This window comes from Streptomyces orinoci (assembly GCF_003121295.1).
Taxonomy (GTDB): Bacteria; Actinomycetota; Actinomycetes; order Streptomycetales; family Streptomycetaceae; genus Streptomyces; species Streptomyces orinoci.
Genome location: NZ_PHNC01000013.1, coordinates 65536 through 83551, shown reverse-complemented (window position 1 = coordinate 83551; position 18016 = coordinate 65536). Strand labels below are relative to the sequence as shown.

The window sequence follows — 18016 nt, the reverse complement described above, 5'->3', positions numbered from 1 at the left end:
ATGCCGTGGTCATGTCAAAAAGGGAAGGCTGGTTCCGCCGCCTCCGCCACTCCCGGCCGGCAGAGGCAATCGTGCAACGTTGAACGGAATCGGCCGAGTTGGGAACATCGGGACCAAAGTCCCTGGGATTCCCTGGCAATTGCCGATTGGCTTGCCGCCAAGTGATTCCCCCCATCGCAAGGAGGAATGGAATTCCATGAGTTATGTCTCCAGACGGCGGGTGCTGACCCTCGCCCCTTCCCTGGGAGTGGCCGCCGCCGTCCCGGTGTCCCTGATGACCGCCGGCCCCGCGGCCGCGGCCCCCGCCCGGCAGAACTCCGCCAAGGCCCGGCCGGCCGCCCGCCCGTTGCAGGAGATAACCGACGAGTGGGGACGGTGGATGGCCCGGGAGAGATTCCCCGGATCCAGGGGCTGCCGCTTCACCGCCTCCACCGACTACGGCAGACAGGGCGCCCTGGCCGCCTACCACCAATACCAGGTGAGCACCACCTACAGCGGAATCACCTATGACCCCAACGCCCCCTCTCCCGTTCCCGGGCAGGTGAACTCGGTCGCCACCAACTACCGCAACGGCACCGAGGTGGAGCAGCTGGTCACCTATAAACAGAGCCGCACCACCGAGCAGGACCTGCGGATCTCGGTGACCGAGTCGCTGAAGATCGGTGTGACGGTGGAGGTCTCCGCGGAGATCCCCGCGGTGGCCAAGGTCAGCGAGACCACCTCCATCGAGGCCACCCTGTCCTCGACCCAGGAGTTCTCGCACAAGGAGACCCAGAACTGGAGCGTGGATCTCCCGCTGAAGATCCCCGCCAAGTCGCTGGTCGAGGCGACGCTGGTGGTGGGCACCCAGAAGTACGACATCGACTGGACCGCCACCGTCGCCCTCCGCGGCCATGTGGCCATCTGGTTCGAGGAGAAGGTGGACCTCAACCACGACGGGGACTACCACTGGCTGTGGTTCATCCCCATCGAGGAGGTCTTCCGGGACTGCCGGGCGCACGGCATCGTGGACACCGCCGGCTACGAGGTCACCGCCAGCGGCGTCAACGCCTTTGCCGCGGGCACTTTCACCGGCGGCCAGGGCGTCTCGCTGAGCGTCAACGCCGTCCAGAAGCCGCTGGACGGACGGCAGCAGCGCGGTGTCGCCGTTCACTCGGTCCCGGTCCCCCTGAGCGACGCGGGCAGGAAGGTCATCGTCCCCGGCCGCTGAACGGCCAGTGTGCCGCGCGGAGTCCGGTGCCGGAGCAGGCTCTCATGGCCCAGGCCGAGGTCCGTGTGGTACGGGGCGCAGCCGCCCACCGGGCGTCCGCCGTGCTCGGCCATAAAGGCCAGCAGGTCACAGATGGACTGGCCCAGCACCTGGTCATGATCGGCGCCGGGATAGGTGCGGTCCGTCACCGAGGGCGAGCCCAGCGCCCGTAGATGGCCGACCACCTCGGCGGTCCACTGCGGCGGTACGTCCTGGTCGGCGCCGCCCTGGACGACCAGGACCGGGCTCTTGACGGCCGTCCGGTCCGGATCGCCGTAGGCGCCCATCTTGGCGCCCAGTTCCCGGAGCTGGTCGGGGCTGAGCGGCAGGGTCTGCTCGGTGGAGACCCCCTTGAGCACGCCATAGCTGCTCTTGAGGCACTCACCCAGCACCCGGGCGGCGGTCCGGCCGGCCACCGGCCCCAGCATCCGGCGCAGATCCACCGAGGGGTCGGTGGCACTCAGCCCCGCCAAGGAGTAGAGCGCGAAGGACAGTTCGCTGGACTCATGGGAGGCGATCACCCCCGGCAGCATGGTCTCCAGATGGCTGGCCGGGGCGAGGGCCACCGCACCGCCGAAGCGCAGATCCGGCGCCCGCCGTGCCGAGTTGGCGGCGAACAGGGCCGCCTGCCCGCCCTGGGAGTGCCCGATGGCGAACCAGGTCGGGGCCAGTCCGGGCAGCAGCCGGCGGGCGGCGGTGACGATGTCCACCACGGCGTTGCCCTCGTCCGGCCCCACCAGATAGGTGTGCATCCCCGGGGTGCCCAGCCCCGCGTAGTCGGTGGCCGCCACCGCGTAACCGGCCCCCAACAGGGCGCGCAGCTCCTGGGCGTAGGCGTTGTAGCCCAGATTGGCGGTGTGCGAGGGCGCGCACTTGTCGGCCACCCCCGTGGTGCCATGCGCCCAGGAGACCACCGGCCAACCTCCGTGCGGCGGCGTGCCATTGGGCAGCAGCAGGGTGCCGCTGACGGCGGTGTCGGTGCCCCGGGAAGCGGTCGAGTGGTAAAGGACGGTCCAGCGGCGGGCGTTGCCCAGCTGAGGGGCCGGCCCCTGCGCGGAGACGGCTATCGGAGTGCCGGGGGCGGCGGGGGCCAGCGGCTGGGGGACCGTATAGGTGTGGTCGGTGACCTGGACGGCCGGCAGGGCCGGGTCCGCCGGTCCGGCCGACCGGGCCGCCTGAGGGGCACAGGCCCCGGCGGCCGCCGCGACGGCCAGCGCGGTTCCCGCGGCGAGAACGCCGCCGGATATCCTCACCGCTCCCATTCCCTGGGCCGGGAACAGCGGAAATACACAGAGTTCGGCATAACCACAGCCTGTCACCGGCCCTCCCGGCGCGCAGACGCACGCCGCCGTCCGGGTGACAAGCAGGCGCCTGGGGCGGCCGGGCTCGTTGAGCGGTGACGGGCCCGTTCGGGCCCGGACGCGTCCGGAGCACCGGGCTCCGGAGGGTGGAAAGGAGAAGCTGTGCGTCGGTTGACCATCGCGCTGGCCGCGGCGGTGTTCGCGGTCGGCGGCCTGGGCGCTTCCGCGGCGTCCGCCGCCTCCCCCCGCACACCGCGGGTGGGCGGCGACCAGCCGCCCTTCCCGTACGCGGACTGCATCAAGGCCGCCAAGAACAACGGGGAGAGCGCGGCCCACGCCAAGTGGCACTGCGACGAACTGGTGAAGAAGGGCTGGGTCAAGCGCCCCAAGTCCTGAGCGCCCAAGTCCTTGGCGCCCCAAGCCCCAAGGTTTTTGGGCGCCTTGACGGGCCCCCGGGCCGCGGTTCCTCCCGCGGCACGGGGGCTTTGTGCGTACCCGCTCCGGCGCGTCCCGCCCTTGCCAAGCCCCGCCCCACCGCCCAACGAGAGGCCCGTGGGCCCATGCCCGCCGACCCCCACCCAAGGAGGGGAGCACCTGATGTGCCGCCTATTCGCCCTGAGCAGCAGCCCGCACCGCACCCTGGCCACCTTCTGGCTGCTGGAGGCCCCCGACAGCCTGCGCCGGCAGAGCCTGCGCGACCCGGACGGGACCGGGCTGGGCTGGTTCGGCCCCGACGGCGCGCCGCGCGTCCATAAGTCCGCCATCGCCGCCTACCAGGACCGCGCCTTCGCCGAGGAGGCCAGGCAGGTGGAGTCCACCACCTTTCTGGCCCATGTCCGCTATGCCTCCACCGGCGGCCTGGACAACCGCAACACTCATCCCTTCGAGCAGGACGGCAGGCTGTTCGCGCACAACGGGGTCATCGAGGGGCTGGACCGGCTCGACGCCCACCTGGGCCCCGACCGGTCCCTGGTACAGGGCGACACCGACTCCGAGCGGTTCTTCGCCCTGATCACCCGGGAAACCGCCGCGCACGGCGGCGATATGGCGGCCGGCATCGAACAGGCGGCCCGCTGGATCGCCCGTAACCTGCCCGTCTTTGCCCTCAACCTGATCATCGCCACCCGGGACGAGCTCTGGGCCCTGCGCTACCCGGACACCCATGAACTCCATGTGCTCCAGCGTCCGGCGGGCGGCCGGCACGGCGACCGGCACCTGGACCACAGCGGCACCGGGGGACGGATGCGGGTGCACTCCGGCCAACTGGCCCGGTTCCCCTCGGTGGTGATCGCCAGTGAGCGAATGGACGACCATCCCGGCTGGCGCCCGCTGCTCCCCGGCGAACTGCTGCACATCCGGGCGGACCTGGGCGTGGCGGGCCGTATCGCCCTGCCTGAGGAGCCCGTACACCGGCTCACCCTGGCCGATCTCCACCCCCAGGCGGCCGCCTCGCAGGCCGCCCGCTGAAGGGGCGTCAACTTGGCTGGTCGCGGCGGGGCGTTGGTGACGTCCCGCCGCAACCGCCCCGCGCTCAGCCGCAGTCCACCGTGATCGAACCCACCGGGGCGCCGGTCAGCTCCCGGTCGCCGAAGCCGTCGATCTCCTGCTCGGAACCGGCGAAGTGCGGCTTGTCATTGAGCCGGACCACACAGCCGAAGGAGTCCGGCAGCGGGTTGTGTGCCGAGCGCGGAGTGACGGGCGGCTGGAGGGCGTCCACGTCCGGGAAGGTGAAACCGGTCCGGGTCACCCTCACCGGCAGCCGGTAGAGCACCTCCCCGGTCTGATGGGCGCCGCTGAACAGGCAGAAGTCGCCCTTCCGGCAGTCGGCGGACGGTGCCGCGGAGGCGGCCGGAGCGACGGCGGCCGAGAGGCCGAGGGCCGTGACGGCGGCCAGACCGAGGCGGATGGCGCGAGGTAACACGGATGACTCCTTTGGTGGTGGGGTGCCCCTCGGGGGAGCACGGTCAAGATCAACCTCGCGCTCCCTACCCCGGCCATCCGCCCGGCTAACGTCGTCCGCCGGTCAGGAACGGACCCTTGGCGGCCTGGCGTTGTGCGGTGTGTGGGGCTGCGGGCCGCCCGGCGTCATGGTGAAGGAACCGCCCTGCAGCGCTCCTGGGGAGTAGCCGCCGCTGGTCAGCGGCTGCGGGCCGACCGCGTCCAGGGGCTGCCCGTCCACCGTGACATTGGAGAAGTCCAGCCGGTCGAAGGAGGGATAGCTCTGGGTCGGGGACTCGATGACCGCCTCGACGCTGGCGTTCCGGCCGTCGAGGGACTGCTCGGTGGTCTCCGTCCAGCCCTGGGTGTCATCGGTGAGGGTCAGGGTGTAGGCGCCATTGCCCTGGGAGACCACGGAGGCGGTGAAGTGATCGCCCTCCGAGACCGGGTCGTTCCAGTACACCGGCGCGGCCGGATACATCTCGTACCAGGCGGAGAGCACCGGGCTGCCGCTGGAGCAGTCGGTCTGCACACCGGTCTGCTCCACGGTCTGTGAGCCATAGCCGTCCAGCCCCACCCACGGGGCGAAGAGGTCATTGCTCGAATTGCAGGTGGCATGGGGTTCGACCCAGGAGCCGGTGACCTTGGAGAAGGAACCCTGGGCCACATAGCCGCCCCAGTTGCTGTCCTTGATGCCGGCCGAGTGCGGGCCGAAGGTGTGCGCGCTCGCGGTGCCGGCGCCTATCGGCGCCAGCGCCCCGGCCAGCAGGAGCGCGGTGGCGGTGGCGCGGGCGGTTCTGGAGCCGCCGATGGGTCTGACAAGGGATCTGCCGATGTGCCGCGGAAGGCGGCCGGATATGCCCATGGGGCACGCTCCTTGGTGTGGGGGGTGGTGGCCGATCGACCGGGGCTCATGGTCGGCCCGCCGCCAAGGGCCCTCAATGGGCCGCGCACGGCCGGAACCCGATATGGCGGGAACATGTCATGATGGCGAGGTGGCTCCCCGTGACCCCCGCCCCACCGGGCTCCTGGAAGCCCTCGGCGTCCCGGAGGCCGAGGAGGCCGCCTATCTGAGCGTGTTGGCCGCCCCGGAGAGCACCGTCGCCGCCGTGGCCGCCGAACTGGCCCTGCCCGCCGAGCGCGCCGGGGAACTGCTGCGTTCCCTCACCGGCCGGGGACTGCTCCACCGGCTGGCGGAGCCGCCCGCGCGCTGGGCGGCCATCGCCCCCGATCTGGCGGTCCAGGCACTGCTGCTGCGCCGGGAGGCCGAGCTGTGCCGACTGCGGGGCCGGATCGGCGAGTTGATGCGTACGCACCGCACCGCCCGGCGGCCGGCCGCCGCCGAACTGGTGGAGGTGGTCACCGGCCCGGCGGTCATCGCCGGGCACTGGCGGCGGATGCTGGCCGGTGCCCGGCACCGGGTGCTGCTCTTCGACAAGCCGCCCCATCTGGTGCGCGCCGACCCCGGGTTGGAGCTGGGACTGCTGGACCGCGGGGTCCGCGTCCGGGTGGTCTATGAGGCCGGATCGGTCAGCGCCCCCGGACGGCTGGCGGAGATCCGCGAGTTCACCGGTGCCGGGGAACAGGCCCGGGTGCTGCCCGAACTCCCCTGCAAACTGGCCGTGGTGGACGACAGCTGGGCCATGCTGCCGCTGTGCACCGGCTCCGAACTGCATGGCGCCATGCTGGTACGGGCCTCCTCGCTGCTGGACGCGCTGGCCGGCACCTTCGAGGCGTACTGGAACCGGGCCGTACGGATCCCCGGCCCCCGGGCCGCGGAGTGCACCCCCGGCAGCCGGCACACCGAACTGCTCACCCTGCTCTGCGCCGGCTTCACCGATGACAGCATCGCCCGCCAACTGGGGGTCTCGCCCCGCACCGTGCAGCGCCGGGTGCGGGAGCTGATGGACTCGCTGGGCGCCCGTACCCGCTTCCAGGCGGGCATCCAGGCCGCCCGCGCCGGACTGCTCTGAACCGTGTGTTGTCCCTAAATCAAGGCTTTTTTCGTGTTATGACGGCGGCCCAGACCTTGGGGGGTGCACAGGGAAGACCGGAGTGACCCATGGACATCCGCCGGGCGCTGAGACACACCGCCGTCGCCTTCGCCGTCATCACCCTCGCCGCGTACCACCCCTCGCCCGCCGCCGCACAGCCGCCGCCGGCCGGCCTGGACGAACCACGGCTGAAGGAAGTGGCCATGGAACTGGTGGCCAGCGCCGAGAACTCCACCCTGGACTGGCGCAGCCAGTACCAGTTCATCAAGGACATCGGGGACGGCCAGGGCTACACCGGAGGCATCATCGGCTTCTGCTCCGGCACCGGGGACATGCTGGAGGTGGTGGACCGTTACACCCGCCGCAAGCCCGTCAACCCCCTGGCCCCCTTCCTGCCCGCCCTGCGCAAGGTCAATGGCACCGCCTCCCATGAGGGGCTGGGCGAGCCCTTCGTCCGCGCCTGGAAACAGGCGGCAAAGGACCGGGAGTTCCAGGCCGCCCAGGAAGAGGAGCGCGACCGGGTCTACTTCGACCCGGCGGTGCGGATGGCCAAGGCGGACGGGCTGCGTCCGCTGGGCCAGTTCATCTACTTCGACGCCGTGGTGATGCACGGCAACGGCAATGACCGCAATGGGCTGCGCGCCATCCGCGCCACCGCCATGAAGAAGGCCAAGTGCTCCAACCGGTGCGGTGATGAACGCGCCTACCTCAGCGCCTTCCTGGACGCCCGCCGGACCGCCATCAAGAACGAGACGGTGCACGGGGAGACCAGCAGGGTGGACACCGAGCAGCGGGTCTTCCTGGAGCAGGGCAACTTCGACCTCCGGCCGCCGCTGCGATGGCAGACCTATGGCGACTGGTACGAGATCAAGGCCTGGCCCGTGGTCCGGTAGCACACATGATCAATACCTCCCGGCTTCGCTGGGCATTGGTACCCAAACGGAGTCAGTGGTTAGGCTGACGGCCGTCCAATCGTGCCCCACGAGCAGTACTGAGGAGAGCAGGAATGGCTGAGGTTAAGCTGGCCGCCACCGTGCGGACCGATTTCGGCAAGGGCGCCGCGCGCCGTACCCGCCGGGAGAACCGGGTCCCGGGCGTGATCTACAGTCATGGCGCCGAGCCCAAGCATGTGACGGTGGACGGCCATGCGCTGATGATGGCCCTGAAGACCCCCAACGTCCTGATCAACCTGGACATCGAGGGCAAGCGGGAGCTGGTCATCCCCAAGGCGGTGCAGCGTGACCCGCTGAAGGGCTTCCTGATCCACACCGACTTCCTGGCCGTGCGCAAGGGTGAGCGGGTCACCGTGGACCTGCCGGTCCACACCGAGGGCGCGCTGGCCCCCGGCGGCAACATCCTGGAGCACCTGCAGGACGCCCTGCAGGTGGAGGCCGAGGCCACCCATATCCCCGAGTCGGTGACCATCTCGGTGGAGGGCCTGGACGCCGGGCACACGGTGCGGGCCAAGGATGTGCCGCTGCCCTCGGGTGTCACCCTGGCGATGGACGCGGACACGGCGCTGCTGCAGGTCGTCCCGGCCCAGGCGGAGGCGCCCGCCCTGGAGAGCGAGGGCGAGCAGGCGGCGGTTTCCTAGCCCCCGCTTCCGGGCCCTGGCGCTTGGCCCCCTTGATACGGCCGCCGTTCGCGGGTGTTCCACGCTTCGCGCTGTGGAACACGGCCGCGTACGGCGGCCCTGTCAACTCCCCTTCGGCCGCTCGCCGTTGCTCATCGTTCGGCCCGCCCGCGGCGCCAGGGCAGCCGCCGGGCGGCCAGCCAGTCGGAGCGCAGCCGCTCGTACACCCTGCGCTCGGTGAGGGTCAGGGCCCGCCCCCGGCGCGCGGTGAGGAAGTCCCGGATACGGCGGTTGATCTCCTCAGGGCATGGCTGTTGGGCGGTGGGGATGGCGGGCATGAGCCAAGGCTACGAAGCGGGACGGCGCCCGGCGAGCGAATTCACGAAGTTGTCATCGAATGATCAATTCAGGGAGGGGTCCACGGCCGGATTCCGGGCAGGCGAGGGCCTCGTCATAGCGGCGCAGGATCAGCCGGGCCACGGCCGGATGAGCGCCCAGCGGCGCGCCGGTGATATCGGCACCGCAGCCGGCGGCGCGGCGGGCGAAGTCGCCGGGGGCCAGCAGACAGGGCGCGAGCGCCACCCGTTCCCGGCCTGCCCGGCGCAGCCGGCTGACCGCCTCGGCGGGTCGGGGCGCGGGGCCGCCGAGGAAGGCGGTGCTCACCGGGGTGCCCAGACGGGCGCCGAGCAGCCGGGCCAGCCGGCGGGTGGCCGGGGCGGCCGCCGGGTCGGTGGAGCCGGCCGCGGCCAGCACCACGCCCGTCGCCGGGTCCGGGGAGCGCAGGCCCGCCTGGTGCAGCCGGCCGGCCAGGGCCTCGGCCAGCAGCGGGTCCGGCCCCAGCGCGCGGGCGGTACGGACATGGGGGCGCCCGGCGCGGCGGAGCACCCCGGGAATGTCCACCCGCAGGTGATAGCCCGGCCCGAGCAGCACCGGCACCACGACCACCGGACCGGATGCCCGGGCCAGCGCCTCCGCCAGCGTGGGCGCGGCCGGGCCCAAACAGCCGTGGGTCACCGTGAGTTGGGGCCGCTGTCGGCGTACCAGGCCCAGCAGCCGGTGCAGTTGCGCCATGCCCGCCGGATCGCGAGTGCCATGCACAGCCGCCAGCAGCACCGGCGGCTCCCCGGCGCTCACCGGCCCGCCAGACAGTAGCCGCGCTTGGGCACCGTACGGATCAGCCCGGCCTGCGGGCCCAGCGCCTTGCGCAGCCGGGCAATGGACACCTCCACCGCATGCCCGTCGGCCCCGCCCTCCGGCCAGGCACTGCGCAGCAGTTCGGCCCGGCTGAGCACCCGGCCGGGCCGCTCGGCCAGCGCCCGCAGCACCCCGGCCTGCTGCGGGGACAGCGCCACCGGACCGCCCCGGCGCAGCAGGGCATGGCCCTGGAGCACCAACTCGCCCGGAACGGGCAGCAGTTCATGGCGGCCATGCCGGGAGAGCACCTGCTCCACGGCGCGGACCAGAGAGCCCAGCCGGCCCCGCTCGGGACAGTGCACCGCCACTCCGGCCTCCCGCCAGGGCTGGGCGCACAGCGGGCCGACACAGCAGACCGGCACCTCGGCACGGGCCGCCCGCAGCAGCCGCTCCCGGCAGCCGATGGCGGCGGCGGCCTCCAGGACGGCCACCGCGGCCGGGGCGCTGGTGAAGGTGAGGGCGTGCACCTCGCGGCGGACCGTCGCCCGGACCAGGCGCTCCAGCGCCTGCGGGTCCTCCGGCGGCGCCCACCGGTAGACCGGCACCTCCACCACCTGGGCGCCGCGCTCGCGTAGCGCGGCCACCAGCCCCTCCAGCGGCGCCCCGTGTTCCTGCACCGCCACCCGGCGGCCGCGCAGGTCCCGGGTGAGCAGCCAGGAGAGCAGTTCGGCGGTGGCCTCGGTGGCGGGGGAGAAGGACTCCGCCAGGCCGCTGGCCCGTACCGCGCCGGTGGCCTTGGGGCCCCGGCTGACCACGGTGGCCGAGCGGCAGACGGCCAGCAGTGCCTCCGCCGCCCCCCAGCCCTCGGCGGCGCTCATCCAGCCGCGCCAGCCCACCCCCGTGGTGGCGATCACATAGTCCAGGGGTGCGGCCAGACAGCTCTCGGTGGCCCGGCGCAGCGCGGTGTCATCGCCCAGCGGCAGCATCCGCAGGGCCGGGGCCTGGAGCACCTCGGCGCCCCGCCGTTCCAGCAGGGCCGTCATCTCCTCGCGGCGGCGGTCCGCGGTCACCGCGACGGTGAACCCGGTCAGCGACCGGGCCTGGTGGGGGGAATCGTGCATAACGGCAGGCTCTCCCGGCCGTGTTGCCGGGGCGTTGCGCCCATGTCAGCGCCAGGTCAGTGACGGCCAGAGCTTGTTACGGATCAGTAACCGGGACATCACCCCGCCATCCCCGGCCGGAGAGGGTTTCGTGCCGTGGCCGCAACGGAGCCGACCCGACGGCGAAACCGGGGGCACCCAGACTGAGGGCCATGAACGCGACCGACACTCACTGTCCGTACTGCGCACTGCAGTGCGGTATGCGGCTGCACCCGGTGGCCGATGCCGTCCCCGGCGCGCCCCCGGTGGAGGTCGGCGCCCGCCCCTCGTTCCCAGTCAACGAGGGGGCACTGTGCGGAAAGGGCCGCACGGCCGCCGCCGTACTGGCCCGCTCCGCCCGGCTGACCGCGCCGCTGATCCGCCCGAGGCGCGGCGGGGAGCTGGTGGAGACCTCCTGGGAACGGGCCCTGGACCGGGTGGCGGACGGCCTGCGGGAGACCGCCGCCCGCCACGGCCCGGCCGCCAATGGAGTGTTCGGCGGCGGGGGACTGACCAATGAAAAGGCCTATCTGCTGGGCAAGTTCGCCCGCGCCGTGCTGCGCACCCCCAATATCGACTACAACGGGCGGTTCTGTATGTCGGCGGCGGCCACCGCCCACCGGGCCGCCTTCGGCCTCGACCGGGGACTGCCCTTCCCGCTGGCGGACATCGCCACCACCGGCTGTGTGATCCTGGCCGGCGGCAATCCGGCCGAGACCATGCCGCCCGCGCTGCGCTACTTCACCCGTATGCGGGAGAACGGCGGCCGGCTGATCGTGGTGGACCCGCGCCGCACCCGCACCGCCGACCAGGCCGATCTGCATCTGCGCCCGGTGCCGGGCACCGATCTGGCGCTCGCCCTGGGCCTGTTGCATATCGTGATCGCCGAAGGGCTGGTGGACCGGGAGTTCATCGACACCCGCACCACCGGCTTCCAGCAGGCCCGGGCCGCGGCCATGGCGCACTGGCCGGAGCGGGTGGAGGAGATCACCGGAGTGCCGGTGCCCCAACTGCGGCAGGCCGCCCGGGCCTTCGCCGCCGCCCCCGCCGGAATGGTGCTCACCGCCCGCGGCAGCGAACAGCACAGCAAGGGCACCGACACCGTCCGCGCCTGGATCAACCTCTGCCTGGCCACCGGCAAGGCCGGACGGCCGGGCAGCGGCTATGGCTGTCTCACCGGCCAGGGCAATGGCCAGGGCGGCCGTGAACACGGCCAGAAGGCCGACCAGTTGCCCGGCTACCGCTCGCTCACCGACCCCCGGGCCCGCGCCCGGGTGGCGGAAGTATGGGGAGTGGACCCCCGCTCCCTGCCCGGACCGGGCCTGTCCGCCTATGAGATGCTCGACGGCGCCGGCACCGCCGACGGCATACGCGCCCTGCTGGTGATGGGCTCCAACCCGGTGGTCTCCGCACCCCGCGCCGCCCATATCACCGAGCGCCTGGGCGCGCTGGACTTCCTGGCCGTCAGCGATGTGGTGCTCTCCGAGACCGCCGCGCTGGCCGATGTGGTGCTGCCCTGCGCCCAGTGGGCCGAGGAGACCGGCACCCTGACCAATCTGGAGGGCAGGGTGATCCTCCGTGAGGCGGCCCTGGCCCCGCCCGAGGGCGTGCGCACCGATCTGTACATCCTCAGGGAACTGGCCGCCCGGCTGGGCGTCCGGCGGGGCTTCTCCGAAGAACCGGCCGAGGTCTTCGAGGAGCTGGGACGTGCCTCGGCGGGCGGCCCGGCCGACTATGCAGGGATCGACTACGACCGGATCCGCGCCGAGCAGGGCGTCTTCTGGCCCTGCCCCGACGCCGCCCACCCCGGCACCCCCCGGCTGTTCCTGGACCGCTTCGCCACCCCCGACGGCCGGGCCCGCTTCGCCGGGGTCAGCCACCGGCCGCCCGCCGAGCCCACCGACGCCGACTATCCGCTGCATCTGACCACCGGCCGGGTCACCGCCCAGTACCAGAGCGGCGCCCAGACCCGGCGGGTGGCCGAGCTCAACACCGCCGCCCCCGGACCCTTCGTCGAACTCCACCCCCGGCTGGCCCGCCAACTCGAGGTAGAAGAAGGGGAGGTGCTGGCGGTGGTCAGCCGGCGCGGCCGGGCCGTGGCCCCCGCCAGGATCACCCCGGGCATCCGCTCCGACACCGTCTTTATGCCCTTCCACTGGGCCGGGCCCGGCCGGGCCAACTCGCTGACCAACCCCGCCCTTGACCCCCAGTCCAAGATGCCGGAGTTCAAGGTCTGCGCGGTACGGCTGGAGAAGACCACCGAGGCGGTGCGGCCATGAGCACGCGACGGGTGGCCGTGGTGGGCGCCGGGATGGCCGCCGCCCGCTTCGCCCAGCAACTGCTGGCACGCACCCCGGCGGGCGCCATGCGGGTGACCCTCTACGGGGCGGAAGCACAGGCCCCCTACAACCGCACCCTGCTCACCGGGGTCCTCACCGGAGACCATGACGCCGAGGCCATCGGCCTCCCCTACGGGGACGCCCAGCTGCGCACCGGCACCGAGGTCATCGCGCTCGACCCCGGCGCGGGCACCCTGCGGCTGGCCGACGGCTCGACGGAGCGCTACGACACCCTGGTCCTGGCCACCGGCGCCGCACCGGTCCGGCCACCGCTGGACGGGACCCCGCCCGCCGCCGGAGTGCACACCCTGCGCACCCTCGCCGACTGCCGCCGCCTGGCCGAGGACGCCGCCCGGGCCACCCGCGCCGTGGTCATCGGCGGCGGCGTCCTGGGCGTCAGCCTCGCCCAGGCCCTGGCCGCCAAGGGCACCCACACCCAACTGGTGCACGGCGCCGACTGGTTGATGGAACGGCACCTCGACCCCGACTCGGCACGGGTGCTGCACCATCACCTCCGGGGCCTGGGCGTGCTCACCCGTCTCGGCGCCCGCCCCGCCGCCCTGCACGGCACCGGCCGCGTCACCGCCGTCCAACTGGCCGACGGACAGCGGCTGGAGACCGATCTGGTGGTGCTGGCCTGCGGAGTACGCCCCCGTACCGGCCTGGCCCGCGCGGCCGGGCTGGCGGTGCGGCATGGCATCGTGGTGGACGACCGGCTGGCCACCTCCGCCCCCAATGTCCATGCCATCGGCGACTGCGCCGAACACCGGGGCACGGTGCACGGACTGGCCATGCCCGCCTGGGAACAGGCCGACGCCCTCGCGGCCCGGCTGTCCGGCACCGGCCCGCCGGCCGGCTGCACCGGTGCCCCCGGAGTGCTCCGGCTGACTACGGCGGACCTCCACCTCGCCGCCTTCGGCGACCCCGCCGCCGACCCGGCGGCCGACCATGACGTCCTGCACTTCGCCGACCCCACCCGGGGCACCTGCAAACGACTCGTCCTCGGCGCCGACCGCCTGCGCGGCGGCGTACTCCTCGGCGATGTCACCGCCGCCGCCGACCTCATCCACCTCTGGCGCCGTCAAGAACCCCTGTCCGCCGACCCCTTGCACCTGCTCATGCCCCAAGGAGCCAGCGCATGACCACACCGAACACCGACCCGCGCCGGCGGCCCCGCCTGGTCCTGATCGGTCATGGCATGGCCGGTCAGCGCCTGCTGGAAGCCCTTCACCAGCGGCCCGAGGCGGCCCGCCGCTGGCAGGTGACCGTACTGGCCGCCGAACCCCGCCCCGCCTATGACCGGGTCCACCTCACCTCGCTGTTCAATGGCACCGAGGCCGGCGAACTCTCCCTCTGCCCGCCCGGCTTCCTCGAGGAACACGGCATCGAACTGCGCCTGGGCGAGGCCGCCTCGGCCATCGACCGCGACGCCAGGACCGTCACCACCGCCTCCGGGGCACAACTTCCCTATGCGGCCCTGGTACTGGCCACCGGCTCCTACCCCTTTGTCCCGCCGGTGCCCGGACATGACGCCGAGGGCTGCCATGTCTACCGCACCATCGAGGATGTCGCCGCCATCCGCTCCCGCGCCCAAGGGGCCACCACCGGCGCCGTGGTGGGCGGCGGACTGCTCGGCCTGGAGGCCGCCGGAGCGCTCCAGGCGATGGGACTGACCACCCATGTGGTGGAGTACGCCCCCCGTCTGATGGCCCTCCAGGTGGACGAGGCCGGGGGCGCCCTGCTGCGCCGCAAGATCGAGGAGCGGGGCGTCATCGTGCACACCGGCGCCGCCGCCGAGCGGATCGACACCGGCCCGGACGGCACGGTGCGCGCCATGACCCTCTCCGACGGCACCGGCTTCCCCACCGACCTGGTGGTCTTCTCGGCGGGCGTCCGGCCCCAGGACCAACTGGCCCGGGACTGCGGCCTGCCCGTCGGCGAACGCGGCGGCATCATCGTGGACACCGCCTGCCGCACCGAGGACCCCCATATCTGGGCGATCGGCGAATGCGCCCGCACCGCCGACGGCCGGGTGCACGGCCTGGTCGCCCCGGCCTATGCCATGGCCGAGGCGGTGGCCCGCCAACTGGCGGGCGAAGACGGAGAGTTCACTGGCTTTGACGCGGCCGCCCAGCTCAAGCTGCTGGGCGTGGAGGTGGCCAGCTTCGGCGACGCCCATGGCACCACCGAAGGCGCCCTGGAGGTCACCTACACCAACAGCAGGGCCGGCATCCACCAGAAACTGACCGTGGACGCCCAAGGGGCCCTGCTCGGCGGCGTCCTGGTCGGCGACACCAGCGCCTACGCCACCCTGCGCCCGCTCGCCGGCAACGGCAAACCACTGCCCGTACCCGCCGAAACCCTGCTGCTGCCCGCCCCGGACGCCCCTGCCGGGGCCGGTGCGCTGCCCGACGACGCGGTGGTCTGCTCCTGCCACAACGTCAGCAAGTCCGTCATCCGCACCGCCGTCACCGAGGGCGGCTGCGCCACCGTCGCGGCGGTGAAGAAGTGCACCAAGGCCGGTACCGGCTGCGGAAGCTGTGAAAAGCTCATCGACACCATCGTCCGCGAATCCGGTGCCCAGGAACCCCGGGGACTCTGCGAACACTTCGCCCTCAGCAGGGCCGAACTCTACGAGATCATCCGGGTGAAGAGCATCACCACCTTCAGCAGGCTCATCGCCGAACACGGCACCGGGGAGGGCTGCGCGGTGTGCAAGCCCGTGGTCGCCTCCATCCTGGCCGGGCTCGGCGACAGCCCTTACATCCTGGACGGCGAACAGGCCGCCCTCCAGGACACCAACGACCACTTCCTGGCCAACCTCCAGCGCAATGGCTCCTATTCGGTGGTCCCACGCATCCCGGGCGGCGAGATCACCCCCGACGGCCTGATCACCATCGGCGCCATCGCCCGCGACTTCGGCCTCTATACAAAGATCACCGGCGGCCAGCGGATCGACCTCTTCGGCGCCACCGTGGACCAGCTGCCCGCCATCTGGCGCCGCCTGGTGGACGCCGGATTCGAGTCCGGACACGCCTACGGCAAATCCCTGCGCACCGTGAAGTCCTGTGTGGGACAGACCTGGTGCCGCTATGGCGTCCAGGACTCCACCGCCCTGGCCATCGAACTGGAACTGCGCTACCGGGGACTGCGCGCCCCCCACAAGATCAAGGCGGCGGTCTCCGGCTGCGCCCGGGAATGCGCCGAGGCCCAGAGCAAGGACTTCGGAGTCATCGCCACCGCCAAGGGCTGGAACCTCTATGTCGGCGGCAATGGCGGCACCACCCCCCGCCACGCCGACCTGCTGCTGACCGACGCCGACCGGTCCACCCTGATCCGCACCATCGACCGCTTCCTGATGTTCTACATCCGCACCGCCGACCGGCTGGAACGCACCGCCCCCTGGCTGGAACGCCTGGAGGGCGGCCTGGACCACCTCCGCGCCGTGATCATCGACGACTCGCTGGGCATCGCCGGGGAACTCGACGCCCAACTCGCCCGCCATATCGCCGGATACCAGGACGAATGGGCCGCCACCCTGGACGATCCAGAACGCCTGCGGCGCTTTGTCTCCTTTGTCAACGCCCCCGGAACACCGGACCCCTCGGTGCGCTTCCTCCCCGAACGCGGCCAGATCCGCCCCGCCATCCCGGCAGGTGCCCGATGAACACCACCCCCGACGCCCTGGTCGAGATCGGCCACGGCACCTCATGGACCCCCGTCTGCCGCTACGGCGACCTCACCCCCGGCCGGGGCGTGGCCGCCCTGGTCGCCGGAGAACAGATCGCCCTCTTCCGCGACCGCAACGGAGCGCTCTACGCCCTGGCCAACCAGGACCCGGTCAGCGGCGCCTGTGTGATCTCCCGGGGCATCACCGGCAGCCGCGAGGGCACCCCCGTGGTCACCTCCCCCATGTACAAACAGACCTACGACCTGCGCACCGGCACCTGCCTGGACGAGGACCCGGATGACGGGACCGCCGCGGCCCTGCGCACCTGGCCGGTACGCGTCCGCCGGGCCGCCCCGCCGCACCGGGCCCGTACCCTGCCCGAATGGCGGCCCGAGGACCCGGAGTTCTGGGCCGCCACCGGCGCCCGCACCGCCCGGCGCAACCTGTGGCTGTCCGTCCTCACCGAGCACATCGGCTTCTCGGTGTGGAGCATGTGGTCGGTGCTGGTGCTCTTCCTCGGCCCCGAGTACGGCATCGACCCCGCCGGGAAGTTCACCCTCACCGCCGTACCCACCGCCCTGGGCGCCCTGCTGCGCCTGCCCTACACCCGGGCCGTCGCCCGCTTCGGCGGACGGAACTGGACGGTCATCAGCGGAGCCCTCCTGCTGCTGCCCACCCTCCTGATGGCCATTGTGCTGCGGCCCGGCGTCTCCTACACCACCCTGCTGCTCACCGCATCCGTGGCCGGAGTCGGCGGCGGCAACTTCGCCTCCTCCATGGCCAATATCAACCTCTTCTACCCCCAGCACCTCAAGGGCCGGGTACTGGGCATCAACGCCGGCGGCGGCAACCTGGGCGTACCCGCCGTCCAGCTGGCCGGTCTGCTGGTGCTGGCCACCGCGGGCGCCGGCCACCCCAGGCTGCTGCCGCTGTGTTACCTCCCGCTGATCGCGCTCGCCACCGCGCTGGCGGCCCGGTACATGGACAACCTGCCCACCCGCGGCGAACGCCCGCATCTGCGGGAAGTGACCGGCGAGGGGCACACCTGGCTGCTGTGCCTGCTCTACCTGGGCACCTTCGGCTCGTTCATCGGCTTCTCCTTCGCCTTCGGCCAGGTCCTCCAGGTGCAGTTCCACGACCACTTCGACACCCCCGTCAAGGTGGCCTGCCTGAGCTTCCTCGGCCCGCTGCTGGGCTCACTGGCCCGGCCGCTGGGCGGCGCCTGGGCGGACCGCGTCGGCGGAGCCCGGGTGACGGCCCGCGCCTTCGCCGCCATGGCGGCTGCCACCGGCCTGATCCTGGCTGCCGCCCAACTGCGCTGGCTGCCGCTCTACTTCACCGGATTCCTCGCCCTGTTCGTCCTCAGCGGCATCGGCAACGGCTCCACCTACCGCATGATCCCCGCCGTACAGCGCGCCCGGACCCTGGCCGCCGTCCGCGCGGGCGCCGACCCGCACACCACCGAGGCCGCGGAACGCCGCCGCACCAACTCTCTGATCGGCCTGGCGGGCGCGGTGGGCGCCCTCGGCGGCGTCCTGATCAACCTCGCCTTTCGCCAGTCCTTCCTGGACACCGGCGACGGCACTGGCGCCTATGCGGCCTTCCTCGCCCTCTATCTGGTCTGCGCGCTGCTCACGGTGCGGGTGTACGGCCGTCGCCCGGTGTAGGGCGCCGGCCGG

At 72.4% G+C, this 18016-nt stretch carries 16 protein-coding genes; 10 read left to right on the top strand and 6 right to left on the bottom strand.

The window, feature by feature from the left end; translation table 11 throughout:
- Window positions 1–196: 196 nt before the first annotated feature.
- On the top strand, window positions 197–1210 hold the full coding sequence (locus tag CV755_RS10900) for a cytotoxin leucocidin (RefSeq protein ID WP_109279987.1): 1014 nt from the start codon (window positions 197–199) through the stop codon (window positions 1208–1210).
- On the opposite strand, the gene CV755_RS10895 is transcribed toward CV755_RS10900, so the two are convergent.
- Window positions 1150–2502, bottom strand: a complete 1353-nt coding sequence (locus CV755_RS10895) for an alpha/beta hydrolase family protein (protein ID WP_241561122.1) — start codon at window positions 2500–2502, stop codon at window positions 1150–1152. The two genes, CV755_RS10900 and CV755_RS10895, sit on opposite strands and share 61 nt — an antisense overlap.
- A 210-nt stretch (window positions 2503–2712) precedes the next feature.
- Here CV755_RS10895 and CV755_RS10890 point away from each other — a divergent pair, with 210 nt between their 5' ends.
- Together CV755_RS10890 and CV755_RS10885 are read left to right on the top strand one after the other, a co-directional pair.
- Window positions 2713–2946, top strand: a complete 234-nt coding sequence (locus CV755_RS10890) for a hypothetical protein (protein ID WP_109279986.1) — start codon at window positions 2713–2715, stop codon at window positions 2944–2946.
- Window positions 2947–3147: 201 nt separating this feature from the next.
- Window positions 3148–4017 (top strand): class II glutamine amidotransferase, encoded by an 870-nt coding sequence (locus CV755_RS10885; protein ID WP_109279985.1) that lies wholly within the window; start codon window positions 3148–3150, stop codon window positions 4015–4017.
- 64 nt (window positions 4018–4081) lie between these two features.
- Here the strand turns inward: CV755_RS10885 and CV755_RS10880 are convergent, their stop codons facing one another.
- The gene (locus CV755_RS10880) at window positions 4082–4471 is read right to left on the bottom strand and encodes a hypothetical protein (protein WP_109279984.1); all 390 of its coding nucleotides are present in this window, start codon (window positions 4469–4471) and stop codon (window positions 4082–4084) included.
- Window positions 4472–4573: 102 nt separating this feature from the next.
- The gene (locus CV755_RS10875; protein WP_109279983.1) at window positions 4574–5353 is read right to left on the bottom strand and encodes a G1 family glutamic endopeptidase; all 780 of its coding nucleotides are present in this window, start codon (window positions 5351–5353) and stop codon (window positions 4574–4576) included.
- A gap of 130 nt (window positions 5354–5483) precedes the next feature.
- Here CV755_RS10875 and CV755_RS10870 point away from each other — a divergent pair, with 130 nt between their 5' ends.
- The 3 genes from CV755_RS10870 (at window position 5484) to CV755_RS10860 (ending at window position 8076) form a co-directional block, all read left to right on the top strand.
- On the top strand, window positions 5484–6461 hold the full coding sequence (locus CV755_RS10870; RefSeq protein WP_241561121.1) for a helix-turn-helix domain-containing protein: 978 nt from the start codon (window positions 5484–5486) through the stop codon (window positions 6459–6461).
- Between the two features lie 89 nt (window positions 6462–6550).
- Window positions 6551–7375, top strand: a complete 825-nt coding sequence (locus tag CV755_RS10865; RefSeq protein WP_109279981.1) for a chitosanase — start codon at window positions 6551–6553, stop codon at window positions 7373–7375.
- 113 nt (window positions 7376–7488) lie between these two features.
- The gene (locus CV755_RS10860) at window positions 7489–8076 is read left to right on the top strand and encodes a 50S ribosomal protein L25/general stress protein Ctc (protein WP_109279980.1); all 588 of its coding nucleotides are present in this window, start codon (window positions 7489–7491) and stop codon (window positions 8074–8076) included.
- Window positions 8077–8207: 131 nt separating this feature from the next.
- Here CV755_RS10860 and CV755_RS10855 read toward each other — a convergent pair whose 3' ends face one another.
- From CV755_RS10855 to CV755_RS10845, 3 genes are read right to left on the bottom strand one after another with little or no spacing between them, the layout of a single operon-like run.
- Window positions 8208–8393, bottom strand: coding sequence for a hypothetical protein (locus CV755_RS10855; protein WP_109279979.1), 186 nt, complete (start codon window positions 8391–8393; stop codon window positions 8208–8210).
- 52 nt (window positions 8394–8445) lie between these two features.
- Window positions 8446–9189 carry a sirohydrochlorin chelatase gene (locus CV755_RS10850; protein ID WP_206608412.1) on the bottom strand — a complete coding sequence of 248 codons (744 nt, stop codon included), beginning with the start codon at window positions 9187–9189 and terminating at the stop codon, window positions 8446–8448.
- Window positions 9186–10310, bottom strand: coding sequence for a uroporphyrinogen-III synthase (locus tag CV755_RS10845; RefSeq protein WP_109279978.1), 1125 nt, complete (start codon window positions 10308–10310; stop codon window positions 9186–9188). The genes CV755_RS10850 and CV755_RS10845 overlap by 4 nt, the downstream gene beginning before the upstream one ends.
- Window positions 10311–10501: 191 nt before the next feature.
- On the opposite strand from CV755_RS10845, the gene CV755_RS10840 reads away from it, so the two are divergent.
- From CV755_RS10840 to nirD, 4 genes are read left to right on the top strand one after another with little or no spacing between them, the layout of a single operon-like run.
- The gene (locus CV755_RS10840; RefSeq protein WP_109279977.1) at window positions 10502–12607 is read left to right on the top strand and encodes a molybdopterin oxidoreductase family protein; all 2106 of its coding nucleotides are present in this window, start codon (window positions 10502–10504) and stop codon (window positions 12605–12607) included.
- Window positions 12604–13809 carry an NAD(P)/FAD-dependent oxidoreductase gene (locus CV755_RS10835; protein WP_109279976.1) on the top strand — a complete coding sequence of 402 codons (1206 nt, stop codon included), beginning with the start codon at window positions 12604–12606 and terminating at the stop codon, window positions 13807–13809. The genes CV755_RS10840 and CV755_RS10835 overlap by 4 nt, the downstream gene beginning before the upstream one ends.
- Window positions 13806–16334 (top strand): nitrite reductase large subunit NirB, encoded by a 2529-nt coding sequence (gene nirB / locus CV755_RS10830; RefSeq protein WP_109279975.1) that lies wholly within the window; start codon window positions 13806–13808, stop codon window positions 16332–16334. Before CV755_RS10835 ends, nirB begins: the two co-directional genes overlap by 4 nt.
- Window positions 16331–18004, top strand: a complete 1674-nt coding sequence (nirD, locus tag CV755_RS10825) for a nitrite reductase small subunit NirD (protein WP_109279974.1) — start codon at window positions 16331–16333, stop codon at window positions 18002–18004. The genes nirB and nirD overlap by 4 nt, the downstream gene beginning before the upstream one ends.
- Window positions 18005–18016 lie beyond the last annotated feature (12 nt).